The following is an 18,273-nucleotide window of genomic DNA, read 5'->3' on the forward strand; positions in this document are numbered from 1 at the left end:
TTTTTAGGAAAATATTACATGAAGTATGAAAAAAGCCCCTATAAACGACAACATGTTTCCGAACTATTATAACATAGGCTGGTGGGATCGATGGCACAAAAACTGGAAGAAAAAGCACTGGACCATGTGGTTGATGACGTGATCGACATGGTGCAGAACAGCAAAGATGAAATTTTTAACATCAGTGAAGAAGCACGGAAAGACTATGAACAGCTTGAAAAAGATTTACAGGAAACGAAAGAGCAAGTAACTAAACATATCAGCGATGGGGACGAGCTGGAACAGAAAGTGCAGTTTTCCAGACAGCGTTTGTCCGAGGTTAGTAGCGAGTTCGACCACCATTCGGAAAGTGAAATCCGTGAAGTCTATGAAAATACGCACGCCATGCAGACAAAACTCGCCATTTCGCGTCAGGAAGAAAAAGTCCTGCGTGATAAGCGGGACGATCTAGAGCGCCGCCTGCGTTCATTGGATGAAACGATTCAGAGGTCGGAAGGACTGGCGGGCAAAATAACAGCCGTTCTCACATACTTAAAAGATGATTTTAGACAGGTTAATGAAATGATTGAAGAAGCCAGGGAAAAACAGGAATTCGGGCTAAAGATTATTGAAGCACAAGAAGACGAACGCCGAAAAATTTCACGGGAAATTCACGATGGTCCCGCTCAGATGTTGGCGAATATTCTGCTTCGTTCGGAACTGGTTGACCGGACATTCCGCGAAGGAACAATGGATGAAGCGCTATGTGAAATCAGAAGTGTTCGAAAAATGATACGTTCGTCTCTGTATGAAGTACGGCGCATCATATATGATCTCCGGCCTATGGCACTGGATGATCTGGGGCTGATTCCCACCATGAAGAAATATGCAGCCACGGTTGCCGACTACAATGATATTGAAGTTGGGTTTGCGACATCCGGCCAGGAGAGACGTTTGGAACAAAAATATGAAATTGCATTTTTCCGTTTAATGCAGGAAGCTTTACAAAATGCGGTTAAACATGCTGACGCGTCGTTAATAGATGTGAAACTGGGGATAAAACCGTCAATAATAGAAATGCTTGTTAAAGATAATGGGAAAGGGTTTGATCCCACATTAAAACAAGAGAATTCGTTTGGATTAATCGGGATGCGGGAACGTGTCGAAATGCTGGATGGTTCCCTGTCGGTAAATTCAACGATAGGTGAAGGAACAAACATTGCCATACAAGTACCGTACATCGGTTCGTAAAAATGTTGAATTTTGTAAAGTTTAAAGTATACTGAAATTAAGATGATGTTTGAATTGTAATAGGGTAACCTTTGAATTTAATAGAGTAATAACTCGGGAGGAAGAGTTGATGAGTAAAAAACGGACAACAATTGTACTAATAGACGATCATAAGTTATTTCGTGAAGGTGTCAAGCGCATTCTGGAATTCGAGCCTTCCTTTGAAGTTATTGCAGAAGGCGATGATGGCAATGTTGCCTCCAAACTGGTCAGGCAGCATAAACCGGATATTGTATTGATGGATATTAATATGCCAAAGGTAAATGGGGTACGGGCTACAACTGACCTCGTAAGAAAATTCCCGAATACTTATGTTATCATCCTCTCGATCCATGATGATGAAAGCTATGTAACACATGCTTTAAAAACCGGCGCACAGGGCTATCTATTAAAAGAGATGGATTCAGACGCGTTAATAGAAGCGATCAAAGTTGTCCGTGAAGGAGGTTCATACCTGCACCCTAAAGTGACACACAATCTCGTTCAGGAATATCGCCGTCTGGCAGATGAAAGCATAACAACGACTGTATCCGAAACCGGTGTCGAGTATCATAAGCCTCTTCACCTGCTGACCCGTCGCGAATGTGAAGTGTTGCAGCTGCTGGCTGATGGGAAAAGCAACCGGGGTGTCGCCGAAAGGCTATATATCAGCGAAAAAACCGTCAAAAATCACGTCAGCAATATTTTGCAAAAAATGAACGTTAATGACCGTACACAGGCGGTCGTTTCAGCTATTCGCAAAGGGTGGGTTGAGGTGCAGAGCTAACCGCACCTTTTTCTCGGAGTAAATGAAAACTCTGCAGTCTTTTGGCTGCAGAGTTTTTTTGATGATGCATTTTTCTCCCAGCTGATGTAAAATAATAGAAAACAGTACAAGTATGAGGAGAAGGTATGCGATGAGTATTGCTGTAATGACTGATAGCACATCCTATATTCCTGACAAATTAATTGAAGCATATAATATTCATGTTGTCCCACTGAGTGTTGTGTTTGGTGATGACACCTATCGAGAGGGACTTGATATCACAACAAATGAATTCTACCAAAAAGTAAGAGAAGTAGAGGAGCTGCCGAAAACGTCTCAGCCGTCAATTGGCATGATAACAGATAAATTGGAAGAACTGGCGGGTGATTACAACGCGGTTATCTCGGTTCATTTATCAAGCGGTATCAGCGGTACCTATCAGGCCGTTGTTAGTGCGGCCGAAATGGTGGATGGTATTGATGTTTATCCATACGATTCGGAGTTAAGCTGCATGGGGCAGGGATTTTACGTGCTGGAAGCAGCAGAGATGTCAAAAGCCGGGAAGTCCCTGGATTCAATTTTGAAACGGCTTGATGACATCAAACAGGATGTTCGGGCGTATTTTATGGCAGATGACTTAAGCCACCTGCAGCGCGGCGGACGGCTTAACGGTGCACAGGCAATTGTCGGGAGCCTGCTACAGATAAAGCCGTTGCTTCATTTTGTTGATACAAAAATCGTCCCGTTTGAAAAGATCCGCACCCGCAAAAAAGCATTAAACAGAATTATGGGAATGCTTGAAGACGACGCGGCTAAAGGGAAAGAACTTAAAGTTGCATTCATTCATGCGAATAATGCATCGGCTGCGGAAAAACTGAAAGCAAGATTCGATGCTGATTACCCGAACATGGATACCATGATCAGTTATTTCGGACCTGTTATCGGTACGCATCTTGGTGAAGGTGCTGTTGGTGTTTGCTGGTACACGAAATGATTAAACCATCAGCGAATAAAGGAGCCGGCTGCCTGGTCGGTTCCTATAAAACTTGCCTCGATTAATTACCCCCGGGAGCGTGAAGCCATGGATCTCACTGAACTTAGCAAGCGGTATGGAGGGAAACTCCTGCTGCGGCAAGAAATCCTCATAGATAACCCCCTATTCGAAAACCTTTTAAAAGCCAATTATTTTACTTCAAGGCCCTCTATCCAATCAAAATGGCTCCATAATCAATGTCAGCGTTGCGGGAATCAGAAGAAATCACTGTTTGGTAAGATTCCGTGTCATCATTGCGGTAAATCGCATATTTACTGCCGTAAATGCATTGAAATGGGGCGGGTGATGACGTGTTCGGCGTTATATGAATGGTCTGGTCCTGAATATTTTGGGCCCCACCATAAAAATCCTTGTACATGGACCGGTGAATTGACGCGTGCCCAGCAGAAGGCAGCGGATCGTATTGTTCAGGCAATCTTGAATCGCGAACAGGAATTACTGACTTGGGCTGTGTGTGGTGCCGGTAAGACGGAAATGCTATTTCCAGGCATAGCCCAAGCATTGGAAATGGGGCAGCGTGTTTGTATCGCTACCCCCAGATCAGATGTCGTTCGGGAATTACTGCCCCGGCTCAGGACAGCATTTTCAGGCATTTGCGTACAGGGGTTGTACGGCGGCAGTCTTGAAAAAGATGGGACAGCCCAGTTAATCATCGCGACAACACACCAGCTGCTCCGTTTTAAACATGCTTTTGATGTGATCATTATTGATGAGGTTGATGCGTTTCCGTACACACATGATCCCTCCCTCCCGTTTGCTGCCGATCGTGCCAAAAAAGAAAGATGTACCACTCTTTATTTAACCGCTACACCAAGACGTGATCAGCAGCTGCAAATGACCCGAAAGAAACTCCCGCATGTATTCGTCCCTGTACGCTTCCATGGCTACCCATTGCCTGTACCGGTTTTTCACATGTGTTATTCATTAAAAAAAGACTTGCAAAAGTCTTCCCCTCCGAAAGCGTTTTTCAAGTGGTTTGCCAACCGAAAAAATCAAAGCCGTCAATTGCTTATTTTTGTTCCAACGATCAAGCTTTCTGAATCCTTAACGCGAAAACTATCTGTTGACCTTCCCGACTTTAAATTTATGGCTGTCCATGCATCCGACCATGATCGTGAGGAAAAAGTTTTGGCATTCAGGGAAAAACAGTTTCAAATTTTAGTCACAACGACCATTTTGGAACGCGGCGTAACTTTTCCATCAGTGGATGTAGTCATCCTGGATGCAGGGCATACGGTTTTCGATGAAGCAGCACTTGTGCAAATCGCTGGAAGAGCTGGCAGAAGCCCGGATGATCCGACAGGGGAAGTTGTGTTTTTTCATGATGGCAAGACTGAGGCAATGATAGAGGCAGTCAGAGCCATTACAAAAATGAATAAGCGAGGAGGTTTTCATTAATTTGAATTGTTTATGGTGTGATACTGATATGATCCCTGAAATGAGCTGGAAGACAATTTTTTGGTTACCCAAGCCGAAACGTCTCTGTGCCTCCTGTGCGGATCAATTAACTATTCTGCAAGGGAAGCGCTGCAGCAAGTGCAGCCGGTTGAGTGATGACGGGATTTGTCCTGATTGCAGATGGTGGAAACTTCATGCCACGCAGGAAGACCCGCTCATATGTAATTATTCTGTTTTTGCGTACAATGATGCAGTAAAGGAAATAGTCTCAAAGTGGAAATACCGCGGTGATTATTGTCTCGGAAATATTTTTGAAAATGATTATCAAAAGGCGTTTAAAGAGAATTTTTCATTTCTGTCAACAGAAACAATGACTGTTCCGATTCCATTAAGTGCTGAACGTATGTTTGAGCGCGGATTCAACCAGGCCAAAATGCTTGCGGATTTCTTACCGCTAAAGTCGGAAGAACTTCTCTTGCGCAGCCACAGTGAGAAACAGTCCAAGAAAACCCGGCGGGAACGTATTACTTCTGCCAACCCATTTCAAATGGCAACTGTAATCAGTACGCCTGTTCTTCTTGTCGATGATATCTATACAACCGGGACGACACTCAGGCATGCTGCGCTTGCTTTAAAAAAGCATGGCTGCCCGGCAGTCTACGCATTGACATTGATTCGCGGTTAAATAGCTGATGCTTTAACAATATAAAAATGCGAACTTAATAGGCTAATAGAGGTTGTTCAAAAAGTCCGGTAGCAATGACACATTGAATTTCGTCGTTGGCTTGTTATCCTTCTTTTTGAACACGCACTAGTATTATCAGGAAAGCAAAGACTGACAAAAAATAGAATATAGCGTGAATTTTTTACAGAAATATAATAGTTATCAGCAGCCCTCGATCAGGATTCTGGCGCAGGTTCATGGATTGAATAAGGATAGCGCATTTACATTAAATTAATATAATTGCTTGTTTAAGCAGGAAAAGCGGGTGGGAATGTAGTATAATAGATACATAAGATGAAAGGAGGACACTTTTTATGAAGTACAACATTCGTGGTGAAAATATTGAGGTTACCGGAGCAATTCGGGACTATGTCGAAAAGAAAATCGGCAAACTGGCAAGATACTTTGATACACCACCATCATCGGATGTAAATGTTAACTTGAGTGTCTATAACGATGAACAGAGAATTGAGGTTACGATTCCAATGCCAAATCTGCTTCTTAGGGCTGAAGAGCAGCATATCGATTTATATGCAGCCATTGATCTGGTAGTGGGTAAATTGGAACGTCAAATCCGCAAGTACAAAACTAAAGTGAATCGTAAATTTAGACAAGAAGGTTCTCCGAAACATATATTTGCTGAACTTGAAAAAGAGGCGCAAATGGAAAATGAAAAAGAAGAATCAGATGACGTGGAAATCGTCCGCAAAAAGCAATTTGATTTAAAACCAATGGACTCAGAAGAAGCAGTATTACAAATGGATATGCTCGGACACGCATTCTACGTCTTTACAAATGCTGTTTCAGGTAATACCAATGTCGTATATCGCCGTAAAGATGGCAAATACGGCTTAATCGAACCGAACAGTTAATCACATAAAGTAAAACTTCAATCAGTGGGGGTTTTTAACTCCCACTGATTCTTAGTTGAACGGAATCGAGCATTTACTGGCGGTTGGATTCCCACTTATCCTTTTTGCTTTTACCTCACCCTCTTGAAGTGGGGGTTACTGCTAGTTATATGCGGGATATAACTTACCAAGGCGATTCCCGCTGATGGAATCGCCCTTTAAATCGGTAGTGACGAACGAAATTTTGGCTGACAGATTGCTGTTGCAATGAAAAATCAGCTGACTGATAACATGTCGAATTTTGTCGCGCAAAAGACTAAAAATGGATTTTATTTTTGAAAACAACCTTATTTCTCAGCAACTAAATTGAAAGTGTGTCGAAAATTGTGTTTCAAAAGGGTTTTTGTGTCGAATGACACTCCAAATTTCAAAAATGGCCATTAGCTTTTTTAATCGCAATCGTGCTATAACTGAATCATACAAGATGAAAGGATGTGCTTATGTGGGTGACATCAAGTATGATGAGTTAGTCCGGAAAGTCTGGCAGCATGAAGAAACCATTGCCCAATTGGTTGAAATTATTGCTGTCACCAATCGCCGCCTTTCGGAATTGGATAGGAAGCAGAGGGAGCAATCACATACTTATTCATTTACGTAAGCCCTCCTATTCAGTATCCTCATGTTTGCCTCTTACTTACCTCATGAAAAGAACGGTCCATCCCCGGACTGTTCTTTTGCTTTTTAAAAAGCTTTAAAACAGCTGCGACCTTCAACCTTCTGATATACAGACAATGGCGCTTTGTCCGGCCGCGTAAATCAGTTGTCATACGATTTGAGATGCGTTATTATAAATATTGGACTACAATATGTAAACAAATTTTCCAAATAAATGTTATCGGGGCTTTGCCGGTTTGAATAGGGCAGAGTCCGGTTGTGTTAAATAATATGAGGAGCGTTTTACATGGCAGGGTTATTGACAAAGATTTTTGGTGACGGCAATAGGAAACAGTTAAATAAAATACAGCGAAAAGTTGACCAGATTGAAGCTTTGGAACCAGACATGGAACGGTTATCCGATTATGACCTGAGCAGGAAATCCGAGGAATTCAAGGAACGGTATGCAAACGGTGAATCATTGGACGACATGCTTGTAGAAGCATATGCTGTTGTCCGTGAAGGCTCCAGACGTGTATTGGGGTTGCGGCCATTTCCTGTGCAGCTTTCAGGGGCGATAGCGCTGCATGAGGGAAATATCGCTGAAATGAAGACAGGGGAAGGTAAGACACTTGCCTCCACAATGCCTTCATATTTAAACGCCATTTCTGGAAAAGGTGTCCATATCATTACCGTCAACGATTATTTGGCTGGTCGTGACGCAAAGGACATGGGAGAGTTGTACAATTTCCTTGGTCTGACAGTTGGCTTAAACGGTAATGGCATGACAAAAGAGGAAAAGCGGGAAGCATATAACTGTGATATTACGTATGGTACTAATAATGAATTTGGCTTTGATTACCTTCGCGATAATATGGTGCTGTATAAAGAGCAGATGGTGCAGCGTCCGCTTCATTTTGCCATCATTGACGAGGTTGACTCGATTCTGATTGATGAGGCACGGACACCACTGATCATTTCAGGCTCTGCACAAAAATCGGCAACCATGTATCAGCAGGCGAATGGATTTGTGCGTACATTAAGTCGGGAAACGGATTATACGTACGATGAAAAAACAAAAGGTGTTCAATTAACCGAAGAAGGGATTAATAAAGCCGAACGGTACTTCAATATTGAAAACCTGTTCGATTTGAATCATGTCACATTGACACACCATGTTAATCAGGCATTGAAAGCGCATGTCTCGATGCACCGTGATACTGATTATGTTGTTCAGGAAGGCGAAGTGATCATAGTCGACCAGTTCACAGGCCGTCTGATGAAAGGGCGCCGGTACAGTGATGGTCTCCATCAAGCAATCGAGGCCAAGGAAGGTCTGCAGATTCAAAATGAAAGTATGACACTTGCTTCTATCACATTCCAAAACTTCTTCCGTATGTACGAAAAGCTCTCCGGTATGACAGGTACAGCCAAAACAGAGGAAGAGGAATTTCGTAATATCTACAACATGGACGTTATCGCTATACCGACAAACGAGCCGATTATCCGTGACGATAAGTCAGACATGATTTATAAATCCATTGAAGGGAAATTCCGTGCTGTTGCAGAGGATATAAAAGAGCGGCATGTGGCCGGGCAGCCTGTATTGGTCGGTACTGTTGCAGTCGAAACATCGGAGTTAATTTCCAAAATGCTGAAAAAAGCGGGCGTCCCACATAATGTATTGAACGCAAAAAACCACTACCGTGAGGCTGAAATTATTGAAAACGCCGGGCAGAAGGGTGCGGTTACGATTGCAACGAACATGGCTGGCCGCGGTACAGACATCAAGCTTGGCGATGGTGTGAAGGAACTGGGAGGTCTTGCTGTCATCGGGACCGAACGACATGAGTCGCGTCGGATCGATAATCAGTTGCGTGGACGCTCAGGACGTCAGGGCGATTCCGGTATGTCCCAATTTTATTTATCTATGGAAGATGAACTGATGCGCCGGTTCGGTTCTGAAAATATGCGCTCAATGATGGACCGTCTTGGTATGGACGACTCACAGCCGATTGAGAGCAAAATGGTCTCCCGTGCTGTGGAATCCGCACAGAAGCGGGTGGAAGGCAATAACTTTGATGCCCGCAAGACAGTCCTATCATATGATGATGTGCTGAGACAGCAGCGCGAAATTATTTACAAACAGCGTTTTGACGTGATTGAAACAAATGAAAATTTACGTGAAATTGTCGAAGGAATGATCAAATCGACGCTCGAGCGTATTGTCGAGGCGAATACACAGGATGAACTCGATGAAAATTGGGAGCTTGACTCTATCATCGAATATGTTCACGGGAACCTGCTTAGTCCGGATGATATCTCAGTGGACGATATTAAAGGCAAAGAGCCGGACGAGATCGTTGATTACATTTTTGAAAAAGTCAAAACACGCTACGATGAGAAAGAACAGGAACTAACACCGGAGCAAATGCGTGAATTTGAAAAAGTCATTGTATTACGTACGGTCGATACCAAATGGATGGATCATATCGATCAGATGGACCAGCTGCGTCAGGGCATTCACCTGCGTGCTTACGGTCAGAATGATCCGTTGCAGGAATATCAGGCAGAAGGCTTTCAGATGTTTGAGGAAATGGTAGTCGAGATTGAAAAGGAAGTCGCCAAATACGTCATGAAAGCAGAAATTCGTGACAATTTGCAGCGCCAGGAAGTTGCGCAAAATACGCAAGCCGTATCCGGAGGCGATCAGGAAGAAAAGACTACGTCACGCAAGCCTTATGTAAAGACTGAAACCACTGGCCGTAATGACCCATGTCCATGCGGCAGCGGCAAAAAATACAAACATTGTCACGGTGCATAACTGTACTGACTATAAGGAACACTCCCGAATTAGAGGGAGTGTTTTCGCTGAGACGATTAAATTTAATTTTTGGAGTGAAACAGATGGAACTAGCTGAAATCGGAAATGAACTTGAACAGATGACGAAGCGGATCAATGACTTTAGGGGGTCTCTTTGACTTAGATGTCAAAAGAGAACGTATTAAAGAACTGGAACTTGAAATGGCAGATCCTGCATTCTGGGAGAATCAGGAAAAAGCACAAACATTGATTGATGAAAACAACAACCTGAAAACCTATGTAGAAGGCATTGACTCGTTGGAAAGCAGCTTGGAAGACCTTGAAGTATCCTATGAACTCGTTAAAGAAGAAAACGATCAGGAATTATTCGCCGATCTTGAAAAAGATTTAACAGAACTGCAAAAAGAGATGAATGACTTTGAGCTGCTGATGCTGTTGAGTGAGCCATATGATCAGAACAATGCCATTCTGGAATTGCACCCGGGTGCTGGCGGCACGGAATCCCAGGATTGGGCAAGCATACTTTTGCGTATGTACCAACGCTGGGCGGAAAGCAAGAATTTTACGATTGAAACGCTGGATTATCTGCCGGGCGATGAAGCAGGTGTCAAAAGTGTTACATTATGGATAAAAGGGCACAATGCATACGGTAATTTAAAGGCGGAAAAAGGCGTGCACAGGCTGGTGCGTATTTCCCCATTTGATTCGTCAGGACGCCGCCATACATCATTTGCATCATGTGATGTCACACCTGAGATGGATGACAATGTGGATATCGAAATTAAAAATGAAGATATTAAGATGGACACATATCGTGCAAGCGGCGCGGGAGGTCAGCATGTCAATACGACGGATTCAGCGGTGCGTCTTACACATGTACCGACAAATATCATTGTTACCTGTCAGTCTGAGCGTTCACAAATTCAGAATCGTGAACGGGCAATGAAAATGCTCCGGTCCAAATTGTATCAGCAGGAACTGGAACGTCAGCAACAGGAACTTGATGAAATACGCGGTGAACAACGGGAAATCGGCTGGGGAAGTCAGATTCGCTCATACGTTTTCCATCCCTATACAATGGTGAAAGATCACCGTACAAATGTTGAAGCAGGCAATGCTCAAGGTGTCATTGACGGAAATCTCGATCCCTTCATCGATGCCTATCTGCGTTCTTTGATACAATGAAACTTCATTCAGCGGGGCGTTCTTACCCCGCTGAATGTTTAGTTGAATCGGAAATCCTGGTAGTCGCACGTATGGCAAATAAAAAATTTCATAAATTTGACATATGTCCCTCCGAGCCACTACTCTGTGCTTTATTCCGCCAGTTTTGAGTGCGAATGAAGCGAGGTTTATCATTTTAATTTTTAGGCAATGGGTTATAATAATTATGATAACCTTTTACAAAAATATGTTAGGGGGATTTAACATGAAAAAATGGTTATTGACAATGTTATTCGGCACAGCGCTAGTGCTCGGCGCTTGTGGCGGCGGCGCGGGAGATAACGGCGGTAACAATGGCGGCTCGTCCGGAAGCAACGGTGGGGAAACATCTGAATCAGCAGCAGCTGAAGAACTTTTTCAAAGTAACTGCGCTACTTGTCACGGCTCTGACCTTTCCGGCGGATCAGGACCTAACCTGACGTCAGTTGGTGCAGACTATTCTGCGGATGAAATTGTCGATATTATTAAAAACGGCAAAGGTAATATGCCTGCACAAAAACAGGTATCAGATGAAGACGCACAAACAATTGCTTCATGGTTAGCCGAAAAGAAATAAACAGAAGGGTTTGGTCTATGATCATTAGTAGACCAAACTTTTTTTGTGTTTTTTGCAGTTGTACATCTGCTTAGATTTCCGCGATTAAGAATTTTTAGCAATAAATTCAAGCTTTCTACAAACCTTCTCGTTTATCCGGCATCGGTTTGTCAAACACGTTTTCTCTATTTCAGTTTTTTTACAAAATCTGCGCTAATGATATTAAATGTTACAAAAAGTTATTCTTAACGTTTGAATTGAAATGAAAATGTAATATAACAAGCATAAAATTTGTGCCGAAAAATGTTATAATAGATAAAAATTACATATATTAGCTCGTTTTAAGAAAAAGGAATAAGTCTTTTTTTTAAGGCTTAAATAGATAATTTGGGATTTAAGCACTTTTTTGCCGAACACCCCGAATCAGCCTATGTAAAATTTTAAATGCCGGAAGGAAAAGGAGCCCTTCTCCCATTTCTTCCGGTACAGGTTTGTGTAAGGAACAACAACGATGAAAAATGCAACATTATGGATTAAAGGTGATATTCAGATGATTAATATGAAAGATGTTTACAAGACTTATGCCAATGGTGTCACTGCCCTTAATGGGATTGATATAGATATAGACCAGGGTGAATTTGTATATGTCGTGGGTCCAAGCGGTGCTGGGAAATCAACATTTATCCGACTTATCTACCGTGAAGTGAAGCCGACAAATGGCACGATCGTCATTGATGATACTGATTTAAGCACCCTGAAAGTGAGAAAAATTCCCTTCTTACGCCGCAATGTTGGTGTCATTTTTCAGGATTTCAAGCTGCTTCCAAAACTGTCAGTCTATGAAAATATTGCATTTGCGCTAGAAGTTATTGAAGAGTCGCCTCGCAATATCCGCAAACGTGTTATGGATGTACTGGAATTGGTCGGTCTTAAAAATAAAGCACGGTTCATTCCCGATGAATTATCAGGTGGAGAACAGCAGCGTGTGTCAATTGCACGTGCCATAGTAAACCATCCTAAAATTGTCATTGCGGATGAACCGACTGGAAATCTGGATCCTGATACGTCATGGGGGATCATGCGGATTTTTGAGGAAATTAATGACCGGGGTACGACGATTATCATGGCCACCCACAACAAAGAAATTGTGAATAAGATTAAAAAACGTGTGATTGCCGTTGAAGATGGCTTGATCGTCCGTGACGAACATCGAGGTGAATACGGCTATGAAGCTTAGAACAACAAAGCGCCATCTGCGGGAGGGTACTAAAAATATCTTCCGGAATGGCTGGATGACAATTGCATCTATAGGTGCTGTGACCACAACATTGCTTTTAGTAGGGGCTTTTCTTGCATTAATGCTGAATCTCAACCATATGGCAAACGGCCTGGAAGAAGATGTTCAGATTGAGGCATTAATCGATCTTACGGCAGAAGAGGAACAAATAAAGGGGCTTGGAACAACGATCAAGCAAATGGAAGGGACAGAAAGTGTTGCATTTACTTCCAAAGATGAACAGCTTAATCAGCTGATCGAGGATATGGGCCAAGAGGGTTCGACCTGGCAGATGTTTGAACAGGATAATCCTCTGAGTCATGCCTATATTGTAAAGGCGGCAGAGCCGAACAAAACAGAGAGGCTGGCTGACAAGATTAGCCAATTGGATGGCGTGCAAGAGGTGAACTACGGACAAGATGTTATCCGTCAATTATTCCAATTCAATGAGTATGCACGCAATATCGGGCTGGTCCTGATTGCCGCTTTAGTCTTCACGGCTATATTTCTTATTTCAAACACAATTAAACTCACGATTATGGCGCGAAGCAGAGAAATCGGTATTATGAAGCTTGTCGGTGCAACGAATGGCTTCATTCGCTGGCCATTTTTCATTGAGGGGATGATGCACGGCGTATTGGGGTCTATCATACCAATCACCGCTGTATTAACAGGTTATTATTACCTGGACAATAACTTGAAAGATCAGATCAACTATGCCTTCGTGGAACTGTTGCCGTTCAACCCATTTGCATGGCAGTTATCACTTCTTATCCTATTAATAGGTACATTCATCGGGATCTGGGGAAGTGTCATGAGTGTTCGCAAGTTCCTGAAAGTATAATTGCGTATTGTATTTTAAAAACTGCTGTTGCTTTCACACCGGTGAAATGGAAAATGGCTTATTCGGGAAAAGTGGAGATTCGGACTCTGCATTAAGTCTGAGTCTCCATTGGCTGAAAGCAAATGGTATATCAATTTATTGTGATAAATAGAAGACAACACGATTTTTCAATAAACTCGAATCTTAAAATCATTTTGCACTGGATGGAACAGAGAGGGGAAACGAGAATGCGAAAATTTATTTCCTATTTACTGATTGCATTAATGGTTCTTGGTACAGGGTTTGCAAACTTGCAGAAAGTATCCGCGAAATCCACTGATGAACTTGAACAGGAAATCCAAAATAAAAAGAATAAGCAAGAGGAAATAGAAAAAGAGCAATCCGAGCTAAAGAATGATAAACAGAACACCGAAGAAAAAATCGAGAAAAACCAAAACAAACAGGACAAAGTAAATAGCGAGATTTCAAATATTAATGGTAAATTAACGGATACGAGAGAAAAGATTGAAACAAAAGAAAATAAAATAGCTGATACAAATGCAGAGCTTGACAATCTAAATAACCAGATTGTTGAACTCAACTCACAGATTGAGCAATTAAAGAAGGAAATTCAGGAATTGAAAGAGCGAATTAAAGAACGGGAGAAACTCCTTAAAGATCGCCTGCGTGCCATTCAGTCAAACGGCGGAAGCATGAAGTACATAGAAGTTATTTTTGGCGCGAAAAGTTTCGGCGATTTAATCAGCAGATCTTCGGCAGTCAATACGATTATGGACCAGGACAAAGACATTATGGAAACACATAAACGAGAAAAACAGGCAGTCGAGGACAAACAGGCTGAAGTAAAAAGTAAGAAAAAAGATGTTGAACAAAAGAAAGCCGAAGCAGAAGATAAGAAAGCATCCCTAAAAAATCAAAAACAGGAACTTGAGTCATTGAAGTCTGAATTGGACGAGCAAATGACTGAAAAGGAAAACCTGCTGGGCGATTTGGAAGAGGAAGAGAAAAATCTTGAGAACTATAAAGTAAGTTTGGAAGATGAACAGGAAATACTTCGCAAACAGGAATCGGCAAACCAGAAAGCTATCGAGCTCGCTAATCAGGAAAAGCAAAAGCTTGAACAGCTTGCCAAAGAAAGACAGAAAGAAAAGGAAAGACAGAGGGAAAAAGAACGAAACGCAAACAGTGAGTCCAGCAGCAGTTCAGCCAGTAATTCAGATGACAATTCAAATGGCAATTCAAATGACAAGTCTGGTTCGCCAGCAGTAACTCAATATTCAAGTGGTGGAACATTTAACTGGCCAGCTCCAGCTGGTAACGTAACATCCGGATATGGACAGCGTTGGGGCAGTCTTCATGCAGGTATTGATTTCGGAGTCGGCGTAGGTACGCCAGTGGGCGCTGCTGCTTCAGGGGTTGTTATCTCAACACATACAGAATATGACGGCACAATGAATGGCTATGGAAATGCTGTATTGGTTTCTCACTCAATTAATGGAACATCTTATACAACGCTATATGCACATTTGAGCAGCATAGCTGTTTCATCCGGCCAGACAGTCAGCAGCGGTCAGACAATTGGTTCGAGTGGAAATACGGGACAATCAACCGGACCACATTTGCATTTTGAAATCCATAAAGGCGGCTGGAACGCAGCAAAAAGTAATTCAGTCAACCCATTAGGTTATCTGAACTAAAATAAGCGCATGTTATTGCAATTTAGTTGCATAAACTATAATATTAAAGGCATCGCACATTACGGTGTGATGCCTTTTTATAGATGAAAATGGAGGGCAGGCGAATCACTTTCTTCGACATATGAAATGAAACAGACAACCAGCAAATATAAGTTGGGGTGAAATAATGAAATTTAACAAGAAATATGTAGCACTTCTTTTAATTGCTGCGCTTCTTCTGGGATTTGCAGGCGCATTTACGGGGGTGAAACTGGCACAGCCGGATCAGTCACCGGCTGGAGAGCAGCAGGAGATACCTGATACATCAGGACAAAACAGCAGTACACCGCCGGAAAACATGCAAAAAGTAACACAAACCTACAATTTGATCAAAAAACATTATCTGGAAGATGTTGAAGACAATCAATTAATTGAAGGCGCCATTAAGGGAATGGTTAGCTCATTGGACGACCCTTACAGTTCCTATATGGATGTGGAGACGATGGAGCAGTTCAATGAAACAATCGAATCCTCATTCGAAGGGATCGGTGCTGAAGTAAGCATGGTGAACGGAAAAGTAACGATTGTTTCCCCGATCAAGGACTCGCCTGCAGAAAAAGCAGGGCTTCGGCCGAATGACCAGATTTTAAGTGTGGATGGCGAAAGTGTAGCCGGATTGAGTTTGAACGAAGCAGTTGAACAAATCCGTGGTGAAAAAGGTTCCGAAGTTGTACTTGAAATTCAGCGCTCCGGTGTTTCAGAACCATTTGATGTAACGATTGAACGCGATGATATACCGGTGGAAACCGTTTATTCCGAAGTGAAGACCATCGATGGAGAGAAAACGGGCGTTATCGAAATAACATCTTTTGCGGAAAACACGGCTGAACATTTCAATAAACAGCTAAAGTCATTGGAAGAGAAGAATATCGAAGGCCTGGTCATTGATGTGCGGGGCAACCCAGGCGGAGTCTTGTCCGCTGTCGAAGGCGTACTGAAAAATTTCATTCCGAAAGATGTTCCGTACGTTCAAATTGAAAACCAGAACGGCGAAGCAGATAAGTCCTATTCCAATCTGGATGAGAAAAAACCTTATCCGATCAGCGTTCTGATTAATGAGGGTAGCGCATCTGCTTCTGAAATATTGGCAGTGGCCATGAAAGAAGTCGGGTACGATGTCGTCGGCACGAACAGTTTCGGCAAAGGGACTGTTCAACAGGCCGTCCCGGTTGGTGATGATGGAAGCCGGGTTAAATTAACATTCTTCAAGTGGCTTTCACCTGAGGGCAACTGGATACATGAAAAGGGTGTTAAACCAACAGATAAAGTAGAGCAGCCTGATTATTACTTTACAAATCCTGTGCAGATAGACGAGCCTCTTAAGTATGATGATACGGGTGAAAGTGTAAAGAGCATACAAGTGATGCTGAAAGGTGTAGGCTATGAACCTGGACGTACAGATGGTTATTTCAGTAAAGAAACCGAAGCGGCTGTCGAGAATTTTCAGGCGGATAATGACCTGAAAGTAACCGGTGAAGTAAATGAAAAAACAGCAGGAGCAGTCGAAACCAACGTCGTTGATCGAATCCGTAACGGAAAAGACGACCGGCAAATGGAGAAAGCCTTGAATGTTTTATATGAATGAATTTAAGGAATGAAGAAATCCGCGGGTTATTCCGCGGTTTTCTTTTCATGTTATGCAGGAATTTTTTCGACAATTACCGAATATAAACAAAGACATCTTTGTTCAATAAGATATGACAGAAGGTGATTAATGTGGCACAATCCTGGCTCATGGAACTGGCTAACGGGATAGGGAGATTTTTCTTAAATCCTCTCGTATATTGGGCGATTATACTATCAATCGTTGTTAGCTATAAGCGAATAAAAAGAGAACGTAATCATTTTGGTTTGAAGATTTTTGATATCTTTTCGGAATGGAAAAATACGTGGCTGGTATCCATGATGTTCGGTATCGTGTTATCCGTCATAACGATTGGGGCGGGTATGGTATTCTCATATGAAGCGATCATGCTTCTTGCGGGGCTAACGATCCTGCTTAGTTTGTCAATGCGGCTGACACTGCTGTCACCCGTTTATACGATTGGGATAACATTTTTACTGCTGCTGCTATCACCTTTTGTACTTGAAAATCAGTCGTTTATCGATGTGAATTTATTTAGTGCTCCAAATTTTACCGGATTGAGCTTACTGTTAGCCGTCTTACTTTCGGCGGAGGCATTTTTATTGAGACGGCATAACCGGAACGCAACATTTCCGGACATGGAGCTTGGGCACCGGGGGACATGGATTGGCATACATCATCTTAAAAAGATGACGCTCATCCCTTTTTTTGTCCTTATTCCATCTGGCCCGATCACCTCAATCGCACCTTTCTGGCCATATTTTTCAGTGGGCGGTGAGACGTTTAGTCTTATGCTTGTCCCATTTTTAATCGGCTTTGATTATACTGTCCGGGGTAGTATGCCTGAAAACGCTGCACGCCGTTTAGCAAGGCCCACCCACATGCTTAGCCTGGTTACCCTGCTGCTAGCAGCAGGCAGCGTTATTATCGGCTGGCTCGCACTGGCAGCAATTGTCGCCGGTATTATTGGACGGGAATATCTCAGTTTTAAGCATCGGACAGCTGAACAGAAAAAAACGCCATTTTTCACCAGGAATACGCGAGGAATAAAGGTATTGGCCATAATCCCCGGCACACCTGCCGATCGGCTGGGGATTTTAGTTGGTGAATCGATTACCAAAGTAAATGGGAAAAAAATAGACCGGATTGAGCAATTTTATTATGCATTACAGGGCAGTGGGGCGTTCTTCAAATTGGAAATAATCGACGACAATGGCGAGGTTCGCTTTCTTCAAAGCGCTCTGTATGAGGAAGATCACCATGAACTGGGAGTTATAATAGCAGACAGACGTTACCGGGATAGTCAGCTTGCCTAATTGAATCAGGTGAAATTAATATTGGGGCAGCGAGGTGCACGATGAAACCATGCTGTCTTTTACTGTTTCGGATCATGAAAAAATGGGATGTAACATCGGCAGAAAGGAAGTAACATCAGCAAATAAAATCGGGCTTTCCGAAGGCCCGATTTTTCATTTTGGATTAAAATACCTTCTATATTTAATTGGGCTTAAAGCAAACTAATGAACGGAAACCCATTAATGAAAAGGAAAAAAG

16 protein-coding genes are annotated in these 18,273 nt (G+C 42.6%); all 16 read left to right on the forward strand.

Going from position 1 to position 18,273, the window contains the following annotated elements:
- Positions 1 to 90: 90 nt before the first annotated feature.
- The 16 genes from ON01_RS16455 (at position 91) to ON01_RS19675 (ending at position 18,240) form a co-directional block, all read left to right on the forward strand.
- Complete coding sequence (locus tag ON01_RS16455; RefSeq protein WP_010532110.1) at positions 91 to 1,230, forward strand: sensor histidine kinase; 1,140 nt, start codon at positions 91 to 93, stop codon at positions 1,228 to 1,230.
- A gap of 109 nt (positions 1,231 to 1,339) precedes the next feature.
- Positions 1,340 to 2,035 (forward strand): response regulator, encoded by a 696-nt coding sequence (locus ON01_RS16460; protein ID WP_010532111.1) that lies wholly within the window; start codon positions 1,340 to 1,342, stop codon positions 2,033 to 2,035.
- Positions 2,036 to 2,165: 130 nt separating this feature from the next.
- Positions 2,166 to 3,008 (forward strand): DegV family protein, encoded by an 843-nt coding sequence (locus ON01_RS16465; protein ID WP_010532112.1) that lies wholly within the window; start codon positions 2,166 to 2,168, stop codon positions 3,006 to 3,008.
- Between the two features lie 345 nt (positions 3,009 to 3,353).
- On the forward strand, positions 3,354 to 4,466 hold the full coding sequence (locus ON01_RS16470; RefSeq protein ID WP_245545021.1) for an ATP-dependent helicase ComFA: 1,113 nt from the start codon (positions 3,354 to 3,356) through the stop codon (positions 4,464 to 4,466).
- 1 nt (position 4,467) lies between these two features.
- The gene (locus ON01_RS16475; protein WP_010532114.1) at positions 4,468 to 5,151 is read left to right on the forward strand and encodes a ComFC family protein; all 684 of its coding nucleotides are present in this window, start codon (positions 4,468 to 4,470) and stop codon (positions 5,149 to 5,151) included.
- Positions 5,152 to 5,504: 353 nt separating this feature from the next.
- Positions 5,505 to 6,062: a ribosome hibernation-promoting factor, HPF/YfiA family gene (gene hpf / locus ON01_RS16480; protein ID WP_010532115.1), complete on the forward strand. Its 558-nt coding sequence runs from the start codon at positions 5,505 to 5,507 to the stop codon at positions 6,060 to 6,062.
- A gap of 481 nt (positions 6,063 to 6,543) precedes the next feature.
- A complete protein-coding gene (locus ON01_RS19670) occupies positions 6,544 to 6,699 on the forward strand; it encodes a hypothetical protein (protein WP_175284972.1) in 156 nt (51 codons plus the stop codon).
- Positions 6,700 to 7,002: 303 nt separating this feature from the next.
- A complete protein-coding gene (secA, locus tag ON01_RS16485; RefSeq protein WP_010532117.1) occupies positions 7,003 to 9,519 on the forward strand; it encodes a preprotein translocase subunit SecA in 2,517 nt (838 codons plus the stop codon).
- A gap of 83 nt (positions 9,520 to 9,602) precedes the next feature.
- A protein-coding gene (prfB, locus tag ON01_RS16490) for a peptide chain release factor 2 (protein ID WP_138919825.1) occupies positions 9,603 to 10,704 on the forward strand; the annotation gives its coding sequence in 2 pieces (ribosomal slippage) (positions 9,603 to 9,674 and positions 9,676 to 10,704; 1,101 coding nt in all).
- 244 nt (positions 10,705 to 10,948) lie between these two features.
- On the forward strand, positions 10,949 to 11,299 hold the full coding sequence (cccB, locus tag ON01_RS16495; protein ID WP_010532119.1) for a cytochrome c551: 351 nt from the start codon (positions 10,949 to 10,951) through the stop codon (positions 11,297 to 11,299).
- 529 nt (positions 11,300 to 11,828) lie between these two features.
- Complete coding sequence (ftsE, locus tag ON01_RS16500) at positions 11,829 to 12,515, forward strand: cell division ATP-binding protein FtsE (protein WP_010532120.1); 687 nt, start codon at positions 11,829 to 11,831, stop codon at positions 12,513 to 12,515.
- A complete protein-coding gene (gene ftsX, locus ON01_RS16505) occupies positions 12,505 to 13,398 on the forward strand; it encodes a permease-like cell division protein FtsX (protein ID WP_010532121.1) in 894 nt (297 codons plus the stop codon). The genes ftsE and ftsX overlap by 11 nt, the downstream gene beginning before the upstream one ends.
- Before the next feature lie 227 nt (positions 13,399 to 13,625).
- Complete coding sequence (locus ON01_RS16510; RefSeq protein WP_010532122.1) at positions 13,626 to 15,095, forward strand: murein hydrolase activator EnvC family protein; 1,470 nt, start codon at positions 13,626 to 13,628, stop codon at positions 15,093 to 15,095.
- A gap of 166 nt (positions 15,096 to 15,261) precedes the next feature.
- The gene (locus tag ON01_RS16515; protein WP_010532123.1) at positions 15,262 to 16,719 is read left to right on the forward strand and encodes a S41 family peptidase; all 1,458 of its coding nucleotides are present in this window, start codon (positions 15,262 to 15,264) and stop codon (positions 16,717 to 16,719) included.
- 131 nt (positions 16,720 to 16,850) lie between these two features.
- Positions 16,851 to 18,035, forward strand: a complete 1,185-nt coding sequence (locus tag ON01_RS16520; protein WP_010532124.1) for a PDZ domain-containing protein — start codon at positions 16,851 to 16,853, stop codon at positions 18,033 to 18,035.
- A 34-nt stretch (positions 18,036 to 18,069) separates the two neighbouring features.
- The gene (locus ON01_RS19675; RefSeq protein WP_175284973.1) at positions 18,070 to 18,240 is read left to right on the forward strand and encodes a hypothetical protein; all 171 of its coding nucleotides are present in this window, start codon (positions 18,070 to 18,072) and stop codon (positions 18,238 to 18,240) included.
- Positions 18,241 to 18,273: the final 33 nt, after the last annotated feature.

The sequence above is a fragment of the Lentibacillus jeotgali genome (assembly GCF_000224785.1).
In the GTDB taxonomy this organism is placed as follows: Bacteria; Bacillota; Bacilli; order Bacillales; family Amphibacillaceae; genus Lentibacillus; species Lentibacillus jeotgali.